The sequence below is a fragment of the Haloferula sargassicola genome, assembly GCF_040362925.1.
GTDB lineage: Bacteria > Verrucomicrobiota > Verrucomicrobiia > Verrucomicrobiales > Akkermansiaceae > Haloferula > Haloferula sargassicola.
This window is the reverse complement of sequence record NZ_BAABRI010000020.1, coordinates 89,881-111,397: the sequence shown is the minus strand read 5'-3', so window position 1 is coordinate 111,397 and position 21,517 is coordinate 89,881. Positions and strand designations below refer to the sequence as shown.

Sequence of the window (21,517 nt, the reverse complement as noted above, 5' to 3'; positions counted from 1 at the left end):
CGTGGTCCGTGGTCCGTGGTCCGTGGTCCGTGGTCCGTGGTCCGTGGTCCGTGGTCCGTGGTCCGTGGTCCGTGGTCCGTGGTCCGTGGTCCGTGGTCCGTGGTCCGTGGTCCGTGGTCCGTGGTCCAACGTCCGTGGTCCGGGCCCGAGCCCGAGCCCGAGCCCGAGCCCGAGCCCGAGCCCGAGCCCGAGCCCGAGCCCGAGCCCGAGCCCGAGGTGTAGGACAAAGGACAACGGACAACGGACCAAGCACCGACTTTCGCTTTCCGACTCCCGGCTCCTCGATTATCGAGGCGGCGACGTGGAAGAGATCGAGTTTTTCAACCGGCACACTGGCGCGACCGAGACCGAGAAGGTCTATGGCGAGGGGTTCCTGCGCTTCGTGTACGAGCACCCGCTCGGCACGCTGCCGCTGCATGGGATGATCAAACGCGCCGGGTTCTCGAAGTGGTACGGCCAGCGCATGGACCAGCCTGCCAGCCGCGAGAAGATCGAGCCCTTCATCCGCGACTACGAACTCGATCCGGCCGATTTCGCGGATCCGATCGGGTCGTTCCGCAGCTTCAACGAGTTCTTCTACCGCAAGCTCAAGCCCGAGGCGCGGCCGATCGATCCCGCCGCGCGCGCGGTTTTCCCAGCGGATGGACGCCATCTCGGCTTCCCGAGGATTTCGGACATCGACGCCTTCTTCGTGAAAGGCCAGCGCTTCGACCTGCGCGGGCTGCTCGGCGATGACGCGCTGGCCCGACGTTTCGCCGACGGCTCACTGGTGCTTTCGCGGCTTTGCCCGGTGGATTACCACCGCTTCCACTTTCCCTGCGCGGGCACGCCAGGACCCGCGAAAATGATCGACGGTCCCCTTTACTCGGTGTCGCCCATCGCCCTGCGCCGGCACCTGCACTACCTGTGGGAAAACAAGCGCACGCTGACCCGGCTGGAGACGCCCGACCTCGGCCTGGTCCTCATCGCGGAAATCGGAGCCACCTGCGTCGGCAGCATTCACCAGACCTACACGCCGGGAACGCCAGTGGAAAAGGGCGCGGAAAAGGGCTACTTCGCCTTCGGGGGCTCCTCCACCATCACGATTTTCGAGCCCGGCGCGGTGACCTTGGCCGACGACCTGCTGGAAAACAGCGCGCGCCAGCGCGAGCTCTACGCCCGGATCGGCACGCCGATGGCCCGGTAGGGGCGACCGCCCTGGGCCGTCCGCCGCCAGTTCGAGGAGACGGCACCAAGGGACCACCCCCGGTCGAGCGAGGGCGCTCGACCCGACCTCACGGAGCTACGGCCAGCCGCTCCGGAGCATCCTGGTGCTCGAGCAGGAAGCCGTTTTCCTTGTAGGTCTTCAGGCGGAAGTGGGTGGCGGTGGAAAGCACGCCGTCCATGCTGCTAAGCTTCTCCGATACGAACCGCGCGACTTCACGCAGATCGCTGCCCTCGACGACCACCATCAGGTCGTAGCCGCCGCTGGCAAGGTAGCAGCTCACCACCTGGTCGAAGCGGGCGATGCGGAAGGCCAGCCGGTCGAAGCCGCCGCCACGCTCGGGCGTCAGTTTCACCTCGATGAAGGCGGAAACGTCCTGATCGCCCGCCAGCTCGGGGTCGATGACCGCCTGGTAGCCGGCGATGGTGCCGTCGTTTTCCCACTCCACGATGCGGGCCTTCACCTCCGCCTCGGACAGCGAGAGCAGCTCGGCGAGTTCACGATGAGTGTGGCGCGCCTTGCGGCGCAGGAGGTCCAGCAATGGGTCGATCGACATGGCGCAGGCGGCTTAAAGCGAAAAGCCGCGGGAGGCAAGAGCCCCCCGCGGCTTGCAAAAAATGACGGGACCTCAATCGCCGAGGCAGATGCCCACGGCCTTGGCGGCCTTGACCATTTCACCATCGGGCGTGACCAGCCGCAGCTGGTTCACCGCTTCCTCGATCGGCACCGAGTCCACGTGGTAGGCCTGGTAGCTGACCATGCGGCCGAAGTTTCCTTCCGACGCGAGCTTCACGGCCATCACGCCGAAGCGCGTGCCGAGAATGCGGTCGAGCGAGGTCGGCGCGCCGCCGCGCTGGAGGTGGCCCAGGGTGCAGGAGCGGGTTTCCTTGCCGGTGAGCTGCTCGAGTCGCTTGGCGACCACATCGCCCACGCCGCCGAGGCGGACCTCGCCGCCCGAGTTCTCGGACACGGTCACGATGTCGCCGTCGGGGAGCTTGGCGCCCTCGGCCACGACGATCAGCGAGCTGTGGCGGCCCAGGGCGTCGCGTTGCTTGATGTGTTCGGCGACCTTTTCGAGGTTAAAGGGGATTTCCGGCAGGAGGATCGCATCCGCACCTCCCGCGATGCCGCCCCAGAGGGCGATCCAGCCGGCGTGGCGGCCCATCACCTCGAGCACCATCACGCGCTTGTGGCTGTCGGCCGTGGTGTGGAGCCGGTCAAGGCCGTCGACGACCGTGCTCACGGCGCTGTCAAAGCCGAAGGTCATGGCGGTGGCCTGGAGGTCGTTGTCGATCGTCTTCGGCACGCCGATGACCGGCCAGCCTTCGCGGTAGAGCTGCAGGCCGGTGGTCAGCGAGCCGTCGCCGCCGACCACGACCAGCGCGCCGATTTCGAGCTGGTCGAGGGTCTTCTTGGCCTTGGCCACGATGTCGGCCGGAACCTCGGCGATGTCGCCCTTGCCCACCTTGGCGGCGAAGTGGCCCTTGTTGGTGGTGCCCAGGATGGTCCCGCCGAGCTTGAGGATGCCGACGGTGTCCTCGGGCTTTAGAATCTTGAAGTCGCCGGGCGGCAGGAGCCCTTCGAACCCGTCTTTGAAACCAATGACCTCCCAGCCGAGCTGGGTCGCCGCCCCCACCACGCCGTGGATGACTGCATTGAGGCCGGGGCAGTCCCCACCACTGTTGAGAATTCCAATTCGCATCGGCACGGGCTCTCTCTGATTTTCCGTCGTTTGATAAGGAAAAAAACCGATGCTGTCAGCCTCGGGGATCCGGCACGGTGAGGATCTCGCGGTCGCGATCCTGCACCGTGGCCCCCGAATTCACCCACGAGTCGTAAATTCCCCAACCTTGGTCGATGAGCCCCTTGGCCCGGGCGAAGCGGTTCGGAGAATCGAGCAACACCACGATCAGCCGCCGCGGCGTGACGCCCTTCGAGCCGTCCGCCTTCGGCCGGATCAGCGGATCGCGCTCCACCGCCACCGCCAGGCACTCGCCGGCCGCCGCGGTGGTGCCGGTTTTCAGCCCGATCACGTGCTCGGAGACCAGCTGGTTGGTGTTCTTGATATTGAAAATCCGCTCTCCCGCGGCCCCGGAGACCTTCACCTGGCGGGATGGCTGCCGGGTCACGAAGCTCATGCCCGGGCGGCGCATCGCGTAGATCGAAAGCTTCGCGATGTCGGCCGCGGTCGACAGGCCGACCGAATTCGGTGCCTCCAGCCCGTGGGGATTGACGAACCTCGTCTTCCTCATGTTCAGGGCCTCGGCCAGGTGGTTCATTTCCTGGACGAAAGCCCCCACCGGATCGCCCGAGCGACCGTGGCGGCGCAGGAACTCGCGCCCCACATGATCGGCCAGCGTCAGGGCCGCCGCATTGTCACTTCCCAGCATGGCGGAAAACAAGGCATCGAGCGCGCTGAGCGACTCCCCCGGCGCGAGCTGCATGGGATTCGCCCCACCGAGGCCGGCCACCGCGGGCGGCACCGTCACCCGCGTGGTGGCGAGGTCCACCCCCGCCGCCTCGGCCCAATCGACCACCAGCACGCCGGTGGCGATCTTGGTCAAGCTGGCGACGGGCCGTTTCACGGTCGTGTGGCGGCCGATGAGGACTTTGCCCGAATGGGCCTCCACCACCATCACCGCCTCGTCCGCCAGGGCAGGCATCGCCAGCGCCAGCAGGGCGCAGATGCAGGAAATCACTCGATTCATAGGACGCGCGGATCCTAGCCGGGGAGCGATGTCCCTCAACCCCAAAGCGGATACCGTGCGAAAATCCCGCCTTGCCATGCCACGGTCATTCCCTAGCCTCCCGGCGCGGCGCAGCGGGACCTTCCGTCCCCGGCACCGCCTCACGAACGGACCCGGGATTCCACCGTCCGTCCGGGGACTTCGAAGGCCGTCCTTCCCGCTACGACACGGACGGATCCTTCCCGGCACCAAAAAGCCGGTGGCCCCGGCGGTTTGAAACCGGCCAGCAGGCCCGACGCTTCTTTTCCAAGGAGCCCAGGCTGTCCCGGTCGTCCGCCCAACCACTAGCAAACCATGTCAAATACCACATCCGATGCCCGCGGCAACGGCGAGAAGCGCCGTCGCTCCCGCGGAGGAAGAAACCGCAACCGCAATCGCAACCGCCAGAACCAGGGGGACTCGCCGAACCACAACCCGAACCGTGGCGAAGGAGGCGGCGGCCAACGCCGTCGCCGCAGCGGCGCAGGCGGCCAGGCCGGAGGCGGCGGCACCCGCAGCCGCACCCGCGCCCCGAAGCCCAAGCCACTGACCTGGTGGCAGAAGCTGCTCAAGGCCATCGGCCTCTACAAGGAGCCCGAGCCGAAGCGCCGCGGCGACCGCAAGGAGCCCCAACCCGTCAAGTCCAACACCCGCATCGCCAAGACCCGCGAACCCCGCGAGCCCCGCGAGAAGGACAGCCCGGAAAAACGCCGCGAGCGCGCCGAGGCCAAGGCCAAGGACGTCGACTCCCGCCGCCTCTATCTCGGCAACCTCTCCTATGAGGCCACCGAGAGCGACCTCGAGGAGCTGTTCCGTGGCGTCGGCTCGGTCCGCCGCGTCGAGATCGTCTACAACCGCCGCACCCATCGCTCGAAGGGCTATGGCTTCATCGAGATGCTCGATACCGACGAGGCCAAGAAGTCCGTGGAGGTCCTCCACGACCAGTTCTTCATGGGCCGCAAGCTCGTCGTGAGCGCCGCCAAGTCCGACGGCCCCGCCGACACCGACGACCGCGAGCAGGAAAGCGACGAGGAAACACCCGCCGCCGAGTCGAAGCAGGCCCCGGCCGCCGCCCCGATCGAGCACGCGCCCGCCGCGGAAGCTCCGGCCCAGCCGCAGACGGAGGCCCCGGCCGCCGCCGAGCTGCCCGAGGAGGAAAAGCCGCAATCCTGACCCGACCGCGAGGCTCCGGCCCCGCCCGATTTCCCACCCCACCCGGGTCCGTCCCGGGCGGGGTGTTTTCATTTTCAATCCCAGCCTCTCCTCCCACACTCCCGATCTGAACCCGCCCCGCCCCATCTACCTCTGCGGCCCCACCGCCTCGGGAAAATCCGCACTTGCCGCGGCCCTCGCCAGCCAGCTCGACGGCGAGGTGGTCAATGCCGATGCCTTCCAGCTCTACCGCGGGCTCGACACCCTCACTGCCGCGCCCACCGCGGAGGAGCGCGCCGCCGCGCCCCACCATCTCTATGGCGTGCTCGATCCCGCCGAGACCTGCGACGCCATGCGCTACCGCGAAATGGCGCTCCCGGTGATCGCCGACATCCACGCCCGCGGACGCCTGCCGATCGTGACCGGCGGCTCCGGACTCTACCTCAAATTCCTCACCCACGGCCCCGATCCCCTGCCACCGGGCGACCCCGCGCTGCGCGAAAAACTGGATCTCCGCCCGCTCGACGACCTGGTCGCCGAGCTCCGGCAGCTCGACCCCGTCGAAGCCGCCCGCACCCACCTCGCGAACCGCCGCTACGTTTCCCGGGCCTTGGAAATCTGCCTGCTCAGCGGCCGCCGCTGCTCCGAGCTGCGCGATCGTTGGACCGCCCGTTCCCGCGACATCGATGGCTCCCTCGTCGGGCTCGTCATCCGCCGGGAGCGCGCCGAACTGCATCGCCGGATCGAGATCCGGACCCGTCGCATGCTCGACCAGGGCGCGATCGACGAAGTTCGCCGAAACGAACTTTCCGCCACCTTGACGAAGGCCATCGGCGTGCCGCAGATCCGGGATTTCCTCGCGGAAAAAACCGACCGTGAGACCTGCGTGGAGCGGATCGCCGCCGCGACCCGCCAGTATGCCAAGCGGCAGGAAACCTGGTTCCGTCGGGAGACCTGGCTGCGACCCCTGGTCTGGTCGCCGGGAGCCGGCGTGCCGTCTGCCGCGGCGATCGAGATGTTGAAATCACGCTGAGTCTTCTGGTTTTGACCTCGCCGCCTCGAAACCGCACATTGCCTTCCATGCAGCCCGCCCAGTTCGAGAGCGCCGTCGAAAACATCGTCCGCCGTGACTCGCGCTTCGATCCCCAGGCCTATCTTTTCCTCAAGGACTCGCTGGATTTCACCCTCAAGCGCGCCGCGGAAACGAACTCCGGCCGTGCCCGCCACGTCAGCGGACGCGAGCTGCTGGCCGGCTTCCGCGATCTGGCCTTGCAGGAATTCGGCCCGATGTCCTCCACCCTGATGGAACTCTGGGGTCTCACCGAAACCCGCAACGTCGGCGAGATGGTGTTTCACCTGATCGAGGAGCAGATGTTCGGCCGGCAGGAATCGGACACGCTCGAGGATTTCGAAGGCGTCTTCGATTTCCAGGAAGCCTTCGAGCACCCCTACATCCCCCGCAGGCGGCAGGTGGCACAGGACGTGGTGTAAAGCTCCAGCTTTGCGAGCGAAGCGCGGGCCTTCAGCCTGCCGGTCACCGACCGGCGCTCCACTCGCAAAGCTGGAGCTTTGCGCCACTACCTCACCTGCCCTTCGCCGCGGACGCGGTATTGGTAGCTGGTGAGTTCGCGCAGGCCCATCGGGCCGCGGGCGTGGAGCTTTTCGGTGGAAATCCCGATCTCCGCGCCGAAGCCGAACTCGCCGCCGTCGGCGAAGCGGGTCGAGACGTTGTGGAAGACGCAGGCGGAATCCACCGCCGAGAGAAATCGTTCCGCGGTCGGCTCATCTCCGGTGACAATGCAATCCGTGTGATGCGAGCCATGCGTGTTGATGTGATCGACCGCCGCTTCCAACGAGTCGACGACTTTGATCGAGAGGATGAGGTCGAGATACTCGGTGCCCCAGTCGTCCTCGGTCGCAGCCTCACAGTCGATGACCGCCCGGGTGCGCTCGCAGCCACGCAGCTCGACGTCCTTTTCGCGCAGCGCCTCTGCTACCATCGGCAGGAAGGTTTCCTCGACCGACTCGTGGACCAGCAAGGTCTCCAGCGCATTGCAGACGCCGGGTTTGTGGGTCTTCGAGTTGACCGTGAGCTTCACCGCCATGTCGAGGTCGGCAGCAGCATCGACGTAGAGGTGGCAGATGCCATCGTAGTGCTTGATGACCGGCATGCGGGCCAGCGAAACCACGGTCTCGATCAGCCCGCGGCCGCCGCGAGGAATGATGACATCGAGCCATTTGTCCATCGCGCACAGCGCGGCGACGCTGGCCCGATCGGTGAACGGGATGAGCTCGATCGCGTGCTCGGGCAGGCCGGCCGCTTCGCCGGACTTCGTGAGCACTTCGGCGATGGCGCGGTTCGAGTGGATCGCCTCCGAGCCGCCGCGGAGGATGGTCGCGTTGCCGGTCTTGAGACAGAGCACGGCGGCGTCGCTGGTGACGTTCGGGCGGCTTTCGTAGATGATGCCGATGGTGCCGATCGGCACCCGCACCTGCTCGAGACGCATGCCGTTCGGGCGGGTCCAGCTTTCCATGACGTGGCCGACCGGATCGGGCAGCTCGGCGACTTCGGCGATGCCTTGGGCCATCGCTTCGATGCGTTTTCCATCAAGTCGCAGGCGGTCGATCATCGCGCTGCTGAGTCCCTTCGACTCGGCCGCTTCGAGGTCCTTGGCGTTTTCCTCGATCAGCTTGGCAGATGCCGCGCGGATCCCCTCGGCCATGGCCAGCAGGATGGCGTTCTTTTTTTCCGTGCTGAGCTGGGAGAGCCGATACGAGGCCGCCCGAGCCTGGCGGGCCAGCGTTTCGATGGAGTCGCGGATGTCTTCTTCGGTCATGCCTGGACGGGAAAGCGGGTGGAAATGCCGGCCTCGCCGGCGAGGATGGCGGCGAGGCGTTCGGGCTTGCGGCCATGGGCGATGTGGACCTCGATCCCGGCCGCCACCGCGCCGCGCACGGCGGACAGCTTGGTGGCCATGCCACCGATCGAGAAACGGCCCTTCTCGTTCTTCACCATCGACTCGATGCCGTCCAGCTCGCGGACTTCGGGGACGAGTTCGTTGGTCGCGGGGTCGAGCAAGCCATCGACGCTGGTGAGCAGGATCAAACGGTCGGCGCCGATCAGTTTCGCGACCGCGGAGGAAAGCATGTCGTTGTCGCCCACGCGCAGCTCCTCGACGGCGACCGAGTCGTTCTCATTGATGATCGGCACGATGCCCGGCTCGGAAAGCAGGCGCTCGAGCGTGTTCTTCACGTTGCCGGAGCGCTCCGGGCGGTTGAGGTCGTCGCCGGAGAGCAGGACCTGGGCGACCGAGAGGTTGAAGTTCCGGAACAGGTTTTCGTAGGTGTGCATCAGCCGCGCCTGACCGACCGCGGCGCAGGCTTGGCGGGTCGTCAGGTCGGAAGGATACGCGCCGAGGCCAAAGGCGGAGACGCCCGCTCCGACAGCTCCGGAGCTGACCAGCAAGCAGCGGTTTCCCTTTTCCACGATGCCGGCGATGGCCGTGACCAGCCTTACGAGCGAGCCGCCATCCAGCGTGCCGTCGCTGACGCGCGTGAGGACTCCGGTGCCGGCCTTGATGACGGTGAGCGAGTTCATGGGCGGAAAAAGGGGCGGCAGCAAACACCCGACCGGGCCGATCCGCCAACGCAATTCTTGCCAAGCCCGGCTTGCCCGCCGCGGCCCGCCGACTTAAACGCGCCGCATGGCCACATTTCCCACCCGCGGTGACAAGAAGGAGATCGAGGAAGGCAGCGACTTCGCGCCGAAGTTCGACGCCGACGGCCTGATCCCCGCCATGGCGATCGATGCCGAAACCCGCGAGCCGCTGATGCTCGCCTACATGAACGAGGAGTCGCTCAAACTCACCTTGGAAAAGGGCGAGGCCGTCTACTGGTCGCGCAGCCGCCAGGAAATCTGGCACAAGGGCGCGACCTCCGGCCATGTGCAGAAGATCCGCGAAATCCGGACCGACTGCGACCAGGACGCGCTGGTCCTCTACGTCGATCAAATTGGCGAGGGTGCCTGCCACACCGGCCGCAGCGGTTGTTTCTACCGTCGCGTCGACCTGCCGGAAACGCAGCTCTCCTTCACCGAAGAAGGCCGCCGCTTCGACCCGGACGCCGTCTATGGGAAGAAATGACGGGCTCCCGGGGGATTTTCGCAGGATGGGAAGGATGAACGGGATGGTGGCTAACGGTCCCTGAAATCCGCCCTGCCAGAGCAAAAACCCCCCATCCATCCCATCCATCCTCAAAATCCCATCCATCCTGGTCCCCCCCCTTGCAGCCGGCCAGTTCCATGAAAATTTCGTTGAATTTCGCGATTGCAAACGCGGGGGCGTTCCACTAGTTCTCCCGCCCCTCGCGCCGGGCAGGCGCCGGGATGACCCATTTTCAAGACAGGAGGACCGCCATGGACATCATCAGCAAGATCGAGCAGGAGCAGCTTAAGCAGGACGTCGTCGAATTCAACGTGGGCGACACGGTCAAGGTCCACACCCGCGTGGTGGAAGGGGGCAAGGAGCGTATCCAGATCTTTGCCGGCATCGTGATCGCCAAGCGTGGCTCGGGCGTGAACGCCTCCTTCACCGTCCGCAAGATCTCCTACGGCGAAGGCGTCGAGCGCGTGTTCCCGGTGCACACCCCGCGCATCGCCAAGATCGAGGTGACCAACCGTGGCAAGGTCCGCCGCGCCAAGCTGCACTACCTGCGCAGCCGCGTCGGCAAGAAGGCCACCGCCGTCAAGGCCGCCGAATAATCCGCGGCAGCCCCGATTTTCCCGAAGCGCGCCCGCGGTCCGTCCGCCGGCGCGTTTTTCATTTCCATCTATCTGCTTGGCGCGGGCGGGGAGCTCGGAAATGCTCCGCCCGTGCGCCGGGTTCCCGTTTGGCTTGTCATCCTGCTGTGCATCGCGGTCGTGGCCGGGGTGTGGATCGCGGGCACGCAGCCGTACGATTTCCTGACTCCGCCGGACGGGAAAACGATCGCCCTTGCGCGTTCCAGGGCCACCCAGGAGCTCGCCAGGCCGTCCGATTTGTTCGCGCTGCCCCCGGTGCTGCCCGAGGCGGAGCCGGAGGAAGCGCCCGAGCCCGAGGAACCACCCCCGCCTCCGCCGCCACCGGAAATCCCCCTCACCGACCTGCCCGAGCCCCTGCCGGCGAACTTCTGGGCGAACGGATCCGAGTTTCCCGCGGCATCGTTCCTCAACGCCGGCGCTCGACTGGAATCCGAATCGAGGCCCCTGGCGGCCCTGACCGCCTATGAACGGGTCCTGGACCACACGACCGCCAGCGAAGAGGAAATCCAGGCCGCCCTCAGAGGCCTGCGGCTTTCGCGTTCAAAGCTGGCCATCCCCGGCGAATCGGAAAGCTCCGCGCCCAAGGTCAAACTGAAGATCCGCACCCCGTCCCGCTGGGTCAACACCACCCGCAAGGCCGCCCGGCTTGCCGCGGAGACGCTCGCCCAGGCGTCCTTCCGGCAGCTCAAGTTCGAGGCCTGGATCACGCCCGACCGGCGCAAGGCCGACCACCTCACCCTGGCTTTGGAGCGCCCGGAGGAAGCCGAGCCAGCCTCGGCGGACATCCCCGTCAGCGCCGATGTCGAGGAGCTCCGCAACCAGATGCTTTCCGCCGCGTTCCGGATCGTGGCCTCGTCGCTGGCCTTGGATTCCAGCCTGGCACCGATCTCCCAGCCGCCCGAGGGCGAACCCGCCGAGGATTCCCTCTCCAGCCGCATCACCCGCCGGGCGTGGTCGCACTTCGTCCCGCAGGCGACCGATGCCGAGAACCCCTGAGATTTCCCCAAGAGACCGCTGGACGAGCCCGTTGTGCTGTCGTTCGGTCGAACGCACGATGAAACCCGGACTGACCTTTGTTTCCTGCCTCCTCCCTGTGCTCCTCCATGCCCAGGAGGCCCCCGACCGTGCCCCGGTGGAACCCAAGACGCTCCCCGCGCCGGACCAGACCGTGGCGCCCGCCGAGCCGGCGATCGAGAAGCTGCCCGACGGCCGCATGAAGCTCGGCCGGATCGAGTTCGACCCGGAAACCCGCTCCATCCGCTTTCCGGCGTGGGTCAACCAGAAGGAAGGCCTGCTGGAGTTCCTCATTGTTCACAAAAACGGCAAGGTCCACGAATCGTTGCTCGCCACCGAAATCTCGGCAGTGAACCTGAACATCGCGCTCAAGCTCCTCCACTACAAGGCATCGCGGGAACTCTATCAGAAGGTCAAGGACGACGGCAGCTTGTCGTCGGAGTTTGAAAGCGCCACCGATGAGGAAAAAACCGGCTCGCGGCTCAAGATCCTGCTCCAGGCGGGCACGGGCGAACCGGTGCCGGCCAACGAGTGGATTTCCCATCTGCCGACCGAGAAAACCATGCCCGCGGATCCATGGATCTACGGCGGCTCCTTCATCAACCAAGGCCGCTTCATGGCCGAAAGCTCGGGCGATCTGTTCGCCATCTTCCTCAGCAACTCATCGCTCGTGAATTTTTCCGGCAAGGACAACCTCGACGACGAGGTCTGGCTCCCCCACCCCACCCGCGTCCCGGAACTCGAGACGCCCGTCACCGTCATCATCCAACCCTACGATTCATGAAACACCTCATCGCCACCGCTATCACGGCGACCGCGTTCGTCGCCACCGCGCTGCCCGGCTCCGCCCAGGACACGCCGCCGAACCCCTATCTGTCTCTCCAGCAGGAAATGAAGCTGGCCATTTCCCGCGGCAACGCGTGGCTCGCCAAGCAGCAGAAGGAACAAGGCTGGTGGGACACCGAGGACCTGCCGGCCCTGACCGCGCTGCCGCTGACCGCCGCCGTGCGCGATCCCTCGCTCGATCTCACCGAGGAGCTCCCCGACAACCTCAGGAAGGGTTTCGAATGGCTCAAGGCCCAGCAGAAGGACGATGGCGGCATCTACAACAAGGGCCTCGGCGTCTACAACACCGCCACCGCCGTGACCGCCCTCACCGCCGCCCAGCGCGACATCTACGAGCCGGCCATCGTCAAGGGCCGCCGCTACCTGATCGGCGAGCAGTGGGACATCGACAAGGCCAAGGAAACCGACAACCCGAACGATGGCGGCATCGGCTACGGCTCCCACAACGACCACACCGACCTCTCCAACACCTACCTCGCCATCGAGGCGCTCGCGCTCTCCAAGCAGGTGGTGGAGGACGGAAAGTTCGGCGACCAGCCGGACCTCGACTGGGATGCCGCCATCACTTTCCTGTCACGCTGCCAGAACCTCGAGGAAACCAACGACCAGGACTGGGCCTCCAGCGATCCCCAGAACAAAGGCGGCTTCATCTACACGCCGGGCGACTCGAAGGCGGGGGAAATGAAACTCCCCGACGGCCGCACCGCGCTGCGCTCGTACGGTTCGATTTCCTACGCCGGCCTGCTCTCGCTCGTGTATGCGAAGCTCAGCCCGGAGGACTCCCGCGTGAAGGCGGTGAAGGAATGGGCCGCCAAGAACTGGACGGTCGACGAAAACCCCGGCATGGGGGCGCAAGGCCTCTACTACTACTATCAGGCCATGTCCAAGGCCCTGGCCGCCGCCAACGTCGCCAAGCTCGAGGTTGAGGGGGTCGATCCGATCGACTGGCGCAAGCAGCTCGCCGACAAACTGCTCACCGGCCAGCGCGAGGATGGCTCGTGGGTCAATGCCAACGGCCGCTGGATGGAATCCAATCCCGTCCTCGTCACCGCCTACTCGGTGATGGCCTTGGAGCAGATCTACCACTCGATTCCCGGCAAGCCCTGAGAGGCCGGGACGTCTCTATCAGATCCGGACTAGCGTTTCCCCCCGGGTGGGGCATCTTGCGGGCATGACCACCGCCAGCAAGATCACCCTCGCCCGCATCGCGTTGGTGCCGGTGTTTGCGGTCTTCGTGGCGAAATACGGGCTCAGCGTCGCGGCCGGAGCCCCGATGGAACCGTGGCGCTGGACCGCCGTCGGGCTGTTCACCCTCGCCGCGGCCTCGGATGGCATCGACGGTTGGGTCGCCCGCCGTTTCAACCAGCGCTCGAAGTTCGGTGCCTTCATCGACCCGCTGGCCGACAAGTTCCTGCTCATCACAGCCATCGTTTTCCTCAGCGCCTTCCCGTGGGGCCGGGATGACTGGCGCATCCCCGTGTGGTTCGCCTGGCTGGTGATCCTGCGCGACACGCTGATCGTCATCGGCATCGTGCTGGTGAAACGAACGGCCCGCAACGTCCACTACCAGCCGCGCTGGACCGGCAAGGTCTGCACCGTGACCCAGATGATCGCGATCGGCTGGGTGATGTTGAAGATCCGCCTGCTGCCGCCCGTTTACCCCTGTGTCCTAGCCGCCGTCTTCACCGTGTGGTCGGGCTACCATTACTTTCAGGAGGCCCGCCGGCAGATGCTCGCCAGCGGCTAATCCCCTTGCCGTCCCCGCCCCCCTCGCCTAAGCCCCGTCCATGCCTTCGGTCGCCATTGTCGGACGCCCCAATGTGGGAAAATCCGCGCTCTTCAACCGCCTCGCCAAACGGCGGATCGCCATCGTCCACGACCAGCCGGGGGTCACCCGCGACCGGCTCGCGGCGCCGTGCATGGCCACGCAGACGGCGTGCACCGTCGTCGATACCGGCGGTATCGGGGCCACGCTCGACGACGGCTTCGCCCAGCAGGTCACGTTGGAGGCGGACATCGCCATCCAGACGGCGGACCTGATTCTCTTCGTCGTCGACGCCCAGGAGGGTCTCACCCCGATCGACCGCGCGCTCGGCCAGAAGCTGCGCAAGGCGGACAAGCCCGTGCTGCTCGTCATCAACAAGGTCGATGACCGCAAGCACGAATCGGCCTTCGCCGAAATGGCCGCGCTGGGACTTGGCGAGGGGATCTTCGTTTCCGCCGAGCACGGCCGGAATTTCGCCGAACTGGTGCACGAGATCGACCGCCACCTCGCGCCGCTCGCGGGCGAGATCGAGGTCGCCGCCGAGGAGGCGGAAAAGGTCGGCATCAAGCTCACCATCATCGGCAAGCCCAACGCCGGCAAGTCGTCGCTGGTCAACGCCATCCTCAAGGACGAGAGGACCATCGTCTCCGACATCGCCGGCACCACCCGCGACGCCATCGACCTCCCCTACACCTTCGAGGGCGAGCAGTTCACGCTCATCGATACCGCCGGTCTCCGCCCCCGCGGTCGCCGCGATTCCTCGGTGGAGGTCTTTTCCGCCATGCGGACCGAGAAGGCGATCCGGCGGGCCGACCTGTGCATCCTGGTCGTCGATCTCGCCGCGGGCGTCAGTGCCCAGGACCGCAAGATCGCCCAACTGGTGCTCAAGGAGAAGAAGCCGTGCCTGATCGTGCTCAACAAGTTCGACCTCTTCCACCCCGGCGCGCCGATGAAGCACCGCAAGAAGGAGGCCGAGGAGCAGGTTCGCCGCGAGCTGTTCTTCCTGCACTACGCCCCTTTCGTTTGCGTTTCCGCAAAGGAGGGCACGGCCGTGATCCAGGTGCTCAAGCAGGCCCTGGCCGTGCGCGATGGTGCCCGCAACATCCCCACCACCGGGGTGCTCAACCGCATGCTCCAGCTCGCCTTCCAAGTGAATCCGCCGCCGACCGTCGGCAAAGGCACCAAGCGGCTGAAGCTTTACTACGCCACCACCGCCGTCAACGAGCGCTACGCGGTGGTGCCGGTGCCGACCTTCGTGCTGTTCGTGAACGACAAGACGCTGATGAATTCCAGCTACGAACAGTACCTTTCCAACCGGCTCCGCCAGGAACATCCCGCGCCCGGCATCCCCGTCGTCTTCTCGGTGCGCTCGCGCCGCCGCGAGGATCGGGAAGGCTGAAAAGGCGAAGGCCCCGAAGCTTGGTTGCTTCGAGGCCTTCATTGGCTCCGGCGGTAGGGTTCGAACCTACGACCTAGTGGTTAACAGCCACCCGCTCTACCGCTGAGCTACACCGGATTGTTTGGCTTGCCCCGCGTGGGGCGGGCGGAAGATGGGACGTGATGGAGGATCGAGGCAAGGGAAAAATCGTCTTTTCCTCCCCTCTCTTTCCCCCTCCCGCGGACCCCCGTCAGGAGGGGTCGGGCTGCGGGGATTCGTGCACCATTTCCGAAGCCCGGCGAAGGATCGCGCGGGCATTGCGGTCGCCGTCCTCGGCCGCCACATGGCGCGCCAGTTCCTCGACGTTCGGATAGCCGCGGGAGGTGAGAAGCGCGACCACCCCGTGGTGATCGACCGGCTCGAGGCGGATCACGATTTCCGTCAGGCGATCGAGCAGGCCGCCGCTCAAGGCAGGCATGAACGAGCTTTCCCACACGTCGTCGTTGATTGAAACCACGATATCCACCCGCGGGGCTTCCAGGCGGAGCGTGGCGAGGAAACCGGCGATGGCGCGGGCACCGGCGGGATCGCCGTGGACCCCTTCCAGATCGTCCACGATCAGCACGATCCGCCGCAGGCGCGAAAGCAGGGCCAGCAGGGTGCCGAAGCGCTCGGCGCTGGCGTTTTCGACCGCGGTCTGGAGCAGCAGCCCGCCGCGACCGGCCTGCTCGGGCGAGGCGGTGGCGAAGCGGAACAGGGCGGCCACCCAGAAGGCCACCTGGTTGAGGGAGCAGCCGGTTTCCTGGCTGATCTCGAGGGCGATTCGCGGCCCGAGGACCTCGAAGTTCTCCCGGGTCCAGTGCGCGGTGACCGCCTGGGGATGGTGGAAGTTGAAGGTCTCGACCGGCCGCTTGACCAAGGCCTGCGCGGCGGCATCCCGGTCCTGGCACGGGACCTCGCCGGAGATGACCAGCGGTCGCAGGCCGAGGGCGAACAGATGCCGGCTGTAAACGTCCAGCGAAGTCAGTCCGCCGGCAGCCGGAAGCGGCCGGGTGAGCCGGCGCAGGGCGTCCTCGATGGCGGCGGCGGGATTCAGCTTCGAGCCATCGAGCGGGCGCAGGGGGATGAACTCATGGCCATCCCCGATCTGCTGGCGGACGCGCTCCAGCACGTGCGTCTTGCCATAGCCGGCGCGCGGAGCCCTGAGGAGGATTCCGCGCCCGATCGCCTCGACCGGTTGAAGGAGACTACGGCCGAGTTTTCGTTCGGCGCGATCATTGACACCGGAGGCATGGCTGGCGCCGTTTTGGCCAAAATGCTCGAAGAACGGCTGCGGGTTGATTGAAACACTCATGTTCCCTTTCCTTGATGAGCCTGTGCGGAAAGATACGAGGCCTCAAGCCTAGAAGGCGGCAGCAGGCTCACCGGGTGAGATCCTGAAACTCGTCTTCCAGCCCACGGGCCCCGGTTTCCGCTGGCGAACTCCCCGCCAGGGCGGCTTCGACCTGCTGCATGAGGTCATCAGCCGGGGCCTGCGCGGTGCCGGACAGGTGGACGGTTCCCCAGCGGAAATCCTCGCCCTCCCGCGAGAACACGGTCGCGAACGCCCGGTTCTTTTCACTGAGCTCGGACCACTTGGTCTGGATGCCCACCTCGAGTCGTCCCGACAAGCTGCCATCGGCAGCCACGCTGATGGTGCCACGGAGGCGCAGGATGTCGCGGCCGGCAAAGTCGATGTCGCTCAGCTCGACGCCATTCTGCAGGTCCCGCTTGAAGTGGACCGGTTGCTTCACGGCGAGCCGGATGTCATTGAAGATCGGGTTTTCGAACATCCGCGACAGCGTGCCCAAGAAGGGCAGCTTGTGGAGTAAAACCAAGGAGTTGGAGAGGCTGGCCACGTCACCCTCGACATGAACCGAATCGACATCGGTGAGATCGGCGGTGACGGTGCAGGGCTGGGAATCGCTGGCGGTCTCGAGGATCGCCTCGAAGATCGATCCCATGTCGGCACCGAAGAGCACCTCCGAGGGCATCCGGGAAACCGCCAACGACATCGTGGCCCGCTCCCCGGGACCGATCGGCAGCGGGGCCTCGGAGGTCGATTGCAGGCGGAACTCGGCCTTCGGCATCTCCAGAGGCGAGAACACCACCGTTCCGATCTGGATGCCGTCTCCGGAAACCTTCAGGCTGCCCACGGAGAGATCGAAGCGCCCCCAGTTCCAGATGCGCAGCTGCCCCCCCTCCACCACCAGCGAGGCCTGCGCCTGGTCCGGATCGGAAATGCTGAAGGTGGCGAAGCCGTTCGTCAGGGAAAGCGCGGTGGCTTTTTCGTCGCCCACCCGGGCTGAAAACTTCCCGGCCTGGATGGTCGAACGGAACGGAACCGGTCCCCCGAGGGCCTCATGGACCGGCTCTCCGGAGGGCGCGCCGACCACGATGTCGACGCTGCCGGCGCGCAGCCGGTTGCCATCCCAGACTCCGGTCAGGTGGCTGGTGAGGTTGAGATCGCCGGTGACCTGCCTGGCCGTGACCTGCCGCAAGGCGCGGGTTTCCGGCCAGTTCAGCAGGACGGCTTCGGCGCCCACGCCGAGCGGGGTGGAGCGGAATGACTTGAGCTCCACCCCGGCGCCCGTGGTGTCGGCGATCCGGGCTTCGATTTTCTGCTGATAGGCATCTCCGTTGAGGTAGAGCACCCATGCCAGCACCCCGAGCCCGCAGAGGAATACGCAGATGGTGGCCACGCTGATCAGGACCATCATCCGCCGGCGGTGCTGGGCCTGCTTTTCCTTGTGCGGCTGGCGGGAGCGGCGCTTGCGTTTCCGCACGCGGTAAACCTGGCTGCCATCCGGCCGGGTCACGAGTTCGGGCTCGTTCTCCGCCTGAGGTTTGGAGCGGGACTTCAGGCGCTCCAGCATTTCATCAATGCTGTAATTGTCCTTTTCGGATGAAGACATGACGGGTCGTTCGGGGTTCCTCTCCGCGCGGGCTCAGCGCTGGTTGAAAGGACGGCCGGCGGCATCGACCACCCGCACGTGGACGAGGAACAGGATGGAGGTCTTGGTGGGAGCCTCGACGTTGCTCTGGAACAGGCGCCCGACCAGCGGCAGATCACCGAGGATCGGCGTGCGGTCCTCCACCTTCTGGCGGCTCTCGCGGAGCATGCCGCCGATGACTACGGTGGAGTCATCCGCCACGGTGAGCGCGGTTTCCGTGCCCATCTTGGAAAAGACCGGCATCAGGATTTCGTTGGGAGTGATCACGATGGGATCCGAGGAAATCCCCACCACTCCACCGACGAGACTGGCACTGCCGCTGGCTCCGGCAGTAATCGGCGAGCCGTAGTTCACGAAGCCGTCGAACTCGGTGAGGTCCGGCTTGAGACTGATGTTCACGTAATGCTTGTCGGAACTGACCGTCGGCAGCACCTCGAGCACCACGCCGGTTTCCCGCATCTCGAAGCTGGTGGGAGTCGATGGCGTCACGGGAATGCTGCCCGTCGATTGCCCCGTGAGCACCGTGCCGGTCGTCAGGTCGATGAAGGCGGAACTATCGGACCCGACCGAGTTGGGCAGTTCCGGGGGCTCGTATTCGGTCGGGTAAATGAATTCCTCCGTCACCCGCACGGAGGCGGCCTGTCCGCTGCGGGTGACCACCGAAGGCTGGACCATGAGATCGATCCCCTTCTTCTGGCTCAGCCCGCGCATCATCATGGTGGCGAAGGTGTCGTTGAGGTAGCCATTCACCCACAGGGCACCCGGAGCCCGGGGAACCACGCTCTGGGTGATCCGGTCCCGGTTGGCGATCAGGTCGTCGATGGAATCGAGCGGGATCGCCTCCTGACCACTGCGGTTGCCGGCGGTCACCGGGTTGGGATATTTCCCTCCGGCGGGCATGCCGGCGAGGCTGCCCCCATTGCCCTGCGTGCCGCCGCCGATGTAGAACTTGCTCGCGCCGGGGATGTCGCTCATGCCGGCAAAACCGAAATTTCCGAGCAACCAGTCAAAGCCGAGTTCCTCAAGATTCCTCTGGGTGGTGCGCAGGACCTTGACCTCGACGATCACCGAAGTGGGTTCGTTGCTGGCCATGGCATCGACCACCTGCTGGACCATCGAGAGGTTCTCGCTGGTGTTCATCACCCGCAGCTCGCTGTTGGCGGAGTTGAAATTGGCAGAGGCCCCTTCGGGAAACGAGACCCCGCGGGATTCGAGCACCTGTTGGGCGGTGAGCCGGCGGGCCGTGACGCCGCCGCCGCTGTCTTCATTGTCGCCGAATGGGTCGGCTTCGGCCGGCGAGTCCTCCTGGGTCCCGGCGGCTCCCGAACTCAGGAAATCCGGAGGCACGCGGAAGGTGCGGGCCATCATGTCGGTCGAATCCGAACCCGCGGGGCGGATGACCAGGGCGACCGGCTGCTCCACGGCGACGGTGCCGGTTTCCTGGCAGATGTAGTCGATGACCTTGCGAATCGGCACCGAGCGGAGGTTGATCGTGAAACGCTTGTCGAGGATCGCCTGATCGTCGCTGCCGAGATCGAGGACGATGTTCACCCCGCGGCGGGCCGGATCGATCTCCTGGGTGTCCAGGTCGGCGGCCTGGGCGCGGATGAAGTCGATCGCCTCACGGATCGACACGTCCTCAAGCATGACCACGGGGATCTCGATGCTGCGGAGCTTGCTGGAGTAGTCGATGGTCGCCTGCTGGTTGGTGACCATCACGTCTTCAAAGCCGAATTCGTCGAGTGCTGGCGGCTGGAGTTCCCATGCCCCGTCCACCATCGCCATCATTTCCGCCCGCGTGTGGTCCCTTGCGGCGTCGTAGTAGCTCGACTTCGCCGCCGCTACTTTTTCCATGCCGCGGCGGGCGGCGGTGTTGGTGGGATCGACGCGGAGGACGTCCTCGTAGACCAGGGCCGCCTCGTCGTACTTGCCGAGGTCGTAGGCCCCCTGGGCGCGGTAGAGAAGAAAGCGCACTTCCTCGATGTCCGAGGTGTGTTCCTTGCTGGAGGCCGGGTTGGTGCGGATCGGATCGAGCAGCTGCTCTTTTTCGGTGATCGCCGCGACATCATCAGGTGCCATTTCCGGCTTCAGCACCTCGTCCAGCACGGACTCCGCCTTGTCCAGATCTCCGAAACGGCGGGCCTGGCGGGCCACCTCCACGGAGGCCTGGGCGAAGCGCTCGGTGGCGTGGGCGCGCTGCTCGGCCAGCGCCGGGGCGCCCGCGGGCAACAGCTCGACCGCCCGGCGGTAGCTCTTGGCGGCTTCCTCGTAGTTGCCCTCCTCGTAGGACTTGTCGCCGGTCACCATCAACTCGTGGGCCTCGGCGGCGGCATTCGAACGTCGTTGAAGCTCAGCTTCCACCAACGGAGACTGGGCCGGGCAAACGAGCGGCACCGAGCCGCACATGAAAGCGGTCAGGAGGATCACGGGGCGCATCGGAACTCGGCGGGAGACGGTGGAAAATCGCGGCATGCCTAGGTTTTCGAAGGCTTATAGGGAGCCGCGACGGACAGCGTAAGCCGAAAATCGGGGAAATTTCATGCTTCTTTGACAGTATCCAGGCAGACCGCGGCGGCCGCGCGATCGACCTCGATCGCTGCCGCCAGTTCTTCGAGATTGTTGAAGCGTTTTTCGCCCCTCAGACGCCTCACCCAGTCGACCTCTATGACCTCCCCGTAAAGGTCTCCGGAAAAATCCAGCAGGTGGACCTCCAGCTGCCGCCCCTCGCCGCCGACCGTCGGGCGGGTGCCCAGATTCGCCACCCCCCGGTGCCATTCGCCGCGGACCTTCGCCCGCACCGCCCACACGCCGTCGGCCGGGTACTGCTCCTCGCCCGGCTCAAGGTTGGCGGTGGGAAATCCGAGCTTGCGACCGAGTTCGCGGCCCCGGATCACCCTCCCCTGCACCGTGTAGCGACGGCCGAGCATGCGCTCGGCGGCGTCCAGATTGGCATCGCGCACTGCCTGGCGGATGCGCGTGCTGCTGATCCGCTCGCCGTCCATCATGACGGGAGGGATCGCATGAAAGGTGAAGCCCATTTCCCCGGCCATCCGCTGCAGGAGCCCGCGGCCACCGCGCCGGTCGCGGCCGAAACGCCAGTCTTCGCCGGACACCAGCGTCGCGCAGCCGGAGGTGACCAGCTCGCGGATGAAATCGTGCGCCTCGTCGCGGGCCCGCTCGCGGTCGAAAGGCAGCGCGACGAGGAAATCGACGCCCAGAGGTCCGAGGATTTCCGCTTTGTGGTCCAGCGATGCCAGCAGGCGGGCGGGCGCCTTTTCGGGGGCCAGGACCCGCAAGGGATTCGGGTCAAAGGTCAACACCCCGGCCAGCCCCCCACCCTCGCGGGCGGACGCCACCGCGCGGCCGATCACGGCCTGGTGGCCGAGGTGGACGCCGTCGAACACCCCGAGCGCCAGATGGGCCGGGGCGCCCAGCTGGGAAATCTCCGGAATCGAAGCCAATCGCCGCACGCCGGGAGCCTGAGGGGCGATCTCCGGCATGGCGATGGCAAAGCAGTCCATTTCGACACCTCGAAACGCTTCCCCCGAAAAGAGAGCGCCCCACTTTCCGTGAAGGAAAGCAGGGCGACTGACTTGGGTTTTGAAGAGCTGGGTTTTTGGGTTGTCCCACGACCGGATGAT

General features: G+C 66.1%; 20 protein-coding genes, 1 tRNA gene and 1 pseudogene. 12 read left to right on the top strand and 10 right to left on the bottom strand.

The features are described from left to right. A pseudogene (locus ABXH26_RS16625) lies at positions 1 to 222 on the top strand (hypothetical protein); the annotation flags it as partial. A gap of 79 nt (positions 223 to 301) precedes the next feature. Next, positions 302 to 1,186 carry a phosphatidylserine decarboxylase gene (locus tag ABXH26_RS16620; protein WP_353568219.1) on the top strand — a complete coding sequence of 295 codons (885 nt, stop codon included), beginning with the start codon at positions 302 to 304 and terminating at the stop codon, positions 1,184 to 1,186. Positions 1,187 to 1,274: 88 nt separating this feature from the next. On the opposite strand, the gene ABXH26_RS16615 is transcribed toward ABXH26_RS16620, so the two are convergent. From ABXH26_RS16615 to ABXH26_RS16605, 3 genes are all read right to left on the bottom strand, one after another. Next, complete coding sequence (locus tag ABXH26_RS16615; RefSeq protein WP_353568218.1) at positions 1,275 to 1,760, bottom strand: Lrp/AsnC family transcriptional regulator; 486 nt, start codon at positions 1,758 to 1,760, stop codon at positions 1,275 to 1,277. Between the two features lie 72 nt (positions 1,761 to 1,832). Next, positions 1,833 to 2,906: a 6-phosphofructokinase gene (locus ABXH26_RS16610; protein ID WP_353568224.1), complete on the bottom strand. Its 1,074-nt coding sequence runs from the start codon at positions 2,904 to 2,906 to the stop codon at positions 1,833 to 1,835. A 55-nt stretch (positions 2,907 to 2,961) separates the two neighbouring features. Beyond that, the gene (locus tag ABXH26_RS16605) at positions 2,962 to 3,912 is read right to left on the bottom strand and encodes a D-alanyl-D-alanine carboxypeptidase family protein (RefSeq protein WP_353568217.1); all 951 of its coding nucleotides are present in this window, start codon (positions 3,910 to 3,912) and stop codon (positions 2,962 to 2,964) included. A 333-nt stretch (positions 3,913 to 4,245) separates the two neighbouring features. On the opposite strand from ABXH26_RS16605, the gene ABXH26_RS16600 reads away from it, so the two are divergent. Genes ABXH26_RS16600 through ABXH26_RS16590 form a run of 3 tightly spaced genes read left to right on the top strand, consistent with a single transcriptional unit; the run spans position 4,246 to position 6,573 of the window. Then, the gene (locus tag ABXH26_RS16600) at positions 4,246 to 5,103 is read left to right on the top strand and encodes an RNA recognition motif domain-containing protein (RefSeq protein WP_353568216.1); all 858 of its coding nucleotides are present in this window, start codon (positions 4,246 to 4,248) and stop codon (positions 5,101 to 5,103) included. Between the two features lie 28 nt (positions 5,104 to 5,131). Continuing rightward, the gene (miaA, locus tag ABXH26_RS16595; RefSeq protein WP_353568223.1) at positions 5,132 to 6,115 is read left to right on the top strand and encodes a tRNA (adenosine(37)-N6)-dimethylallyltransferase MiaA; all 984 of its coding nucleotides are present in this window, start codon (positions 5,132 to 5,134) and stop codon (positions 6,113 to 6,115) included. A 47-nt stretch (positions 6,116 to 6,162) separates the two neighbouring features. Further along, complete coding sequence (locus ABXH26_RS16590; protein WP_353568215.1) at positions 6,163 to 6,573, top strand: Minf_1886 family protein; 411 nt, start codon at positions 6,163 to 6,165, stop codon at positions 6,571 to 6,573. Positions 6,574 to 6,659: 86 nt separating this feature from the next. Here ABXH26_RS16590 and ABXH26_RS16585 read toward each other — a convergent pair whose 3' ends face one another. Both ABXH26_RS16585 and proB read right to left on the bottom strand, forming a co-directional pair. Beyond that, positions 6,660 to 7,919 carry a glutamate-5-semialdehyde dehydrogenase gene (locus ABXH26_RS16585; protein WP_353568214.1) on the bottom strand — a complete coding sequence of 420 codons (1,260 nt, stop codon included), beginning with the start codon at positions 7,917 to 7,919 and terminating at the stop codon, positions 6,660 to 6,662. Beyond that, positions 7,916 to 8,680 carry a glutamate 5-kinase gene (gene proB, locus ABXH26_RS16580; RefSeq protein WP_353568213.1) on the bottom strand — a complete coding sequence of 255 codons (765 nt, stop codon included), beginning with the start codon at positions 8,678 to 8,680 and terminating at the stop codon, positions 7,916 to 7,918. Before proB ends, ABXH26_RS16585 begins: the two co-directional genes overlap by 4 nt. A gap of 106 nt (positions 8,681 to 8,786) precedes the next feature. On the opposite strand from proB, the gene hisI reads away from it, so the two are divergent. The 7 genes from hisI (at position 8,787) to der (ending at position 14,904) form a co-directional block, all read left to right on the top strand. Beyond that, positions 8,787 to 9,224, top strand: coding sequence for a phosphoribosyl-AMP cyclohydrolase (gene hisI, locus ABXH26_RS16575; RefSeq protein ID WP_353568212.1), 438 nt, complete (start codon positions 8,787 to 8,789; stop codon positions 9,222 to 9,224). 272 nt (positions 9,225 to 9,496) lie between these two features. Next, positions 9,497 to 9,841, top strand: coding sequence for a 50S ribosomal protein L19 (rplS, locus tag ABXH26_RS16570; RefSeq protein ID WP_353568211.1), 345 nt, complete (start codon positions 9,497 to 9,499; stop codon positions 9,839 to 9,841). Positions 9,842 to 9,952: 111 nt separating this feature from the next. After that, positions 9,953 to 10,876, top strand: a complete 924-nt coding sequence (locus ABXH26_RS16565; RefSeq protein ID WP_353568210.1) for a hypothetical protein — start codon at positions 9,953 to 9,955, stop codon at positions 10,874 to 10,876. 58 nt (positions 10,877 to 10,934) lie between these two features. Continuing rightward, complete coding sequence (locus tag ABXH26_RS16560) at positions 10,935 to 11,678, top strand: YdjY domain-containing protein (RefSeq protein WP_353568209.1); 744 nt, start codon at positions 10,935 to 10,937, stop codon at positions 11,676 to 11,678. Further along, positions 11,675 to 12,847, top strand: a complete 1,173-nt coding sequence (locus tag ABXH26_RS16555; RefSeq protein WP_353568208.1) for a prenyltransferase/squalene oxidase repeat-containing protein — start codon at positions 11,675 to 11,677, stop codon at positions 12,845 to 12,847. The genes ABXH26_RS16560 and ABXH26_RS16555 overlap by 4 nt, the downstream gene beginning before the upstream one ends. Before the next feature lie 64 nt (positions 12,848 to 12,911). Beyond that, positions 12,912 to 13,487, top strand: coding sequence for a CDP-diacylglycerol--glycerol-3-phosphate 3-phosphatidyltransferase (gene pgsA / locus ABXH26_RS16550; protein WP_353568207.1), 576 nt, complete (start codon positions 12,912 to 12,914; stop codon positions 13,485 to 13,487). Positions 13,488 to 13,527: 40 nt separating this feature from the next. After that, positions 13,528 to 14,904, top strand: coding sequence for a ribosome biogenesis GTPase Der (gene der / locus ABXH26_RS16545; RefSeq protein ID WP_353568206.1), 1,377 nt, complete (start codon positions 13,528 to 13,530; stop codon positions 14,902 to 14,904). A 42-nt stretch (positions 14,905 to 14,946) separates the two neighbouring features. Here der and ABXH26_RS16540 read toward each other — a convergent pair. The 5 genes from ABXH26_RS16540 to ribF all read right to left on the bottom strand — a co-directional run bounded on the left by ABXH26_RS16540 (position 14,947) and on the right by ribF (position 21,397). Continuing rightward, positions 14,947 to 15,021: transfer RNA gene (locus ABXH26_RS16540), tRNA-Asn, on the bottom strand. Positions 15,022 to 15,133: 112 nt separating this feature from the next. Further along, positions 15,134 to 16,237 (bottom strand): hypothetical protein, encoded by a 1,104-nt coding sequence (locus tag ABXH26_RS16535; protein ID WP_353568205.1) that lies wholly within the window; start codon positions 16,235 to 16,237, stop codon positions 15,134 to 15,136. A gap of 67 nt (positions 16,238 to 16,304) precedes the next feature. Continuing rightward, positions 16,305 to 17,837, bottom strand: a complete 1,533-nt coding sequence (locus ABXH26_RS16530; protein ID WP_353568204.1) for an AsmA family protein — start codon at positions 17,835 to 17,837, stop codon at positions 16,305 to 16,307. A 33-nt stretch (positions 17,838 to 17,870) separates the two neighbouring features. Continuing rightward, positions 17,871 to 20,303, bottom strand: coding sequence for an Amuc_1098 family type IV pilus outer membrane protein (locus tag ABXH26_RS16525; RefSeq protein WP_353568203.1), 2,433 nt, complete (start codon positions 20,301 to 20,303; stop codon positions 17,871 to 17,873). Positions 20,304 to 20,413: 110 nt separating this feature from the next. Then, on the bottom strand, positions 20,414 to 21,397 hold the full coding sequence (gene ribF, locus ABXH26_RS16520) for a riboflavin biosynthesis protein RibF (protein ID WP_353568202.1): 984 nt from the start codon (positions 21,395 to 21,397) through the stop codon (positions 20,414 to 20,416). Positions 21,398 to 21,517 lie beyond the last annotated feature (120 nt).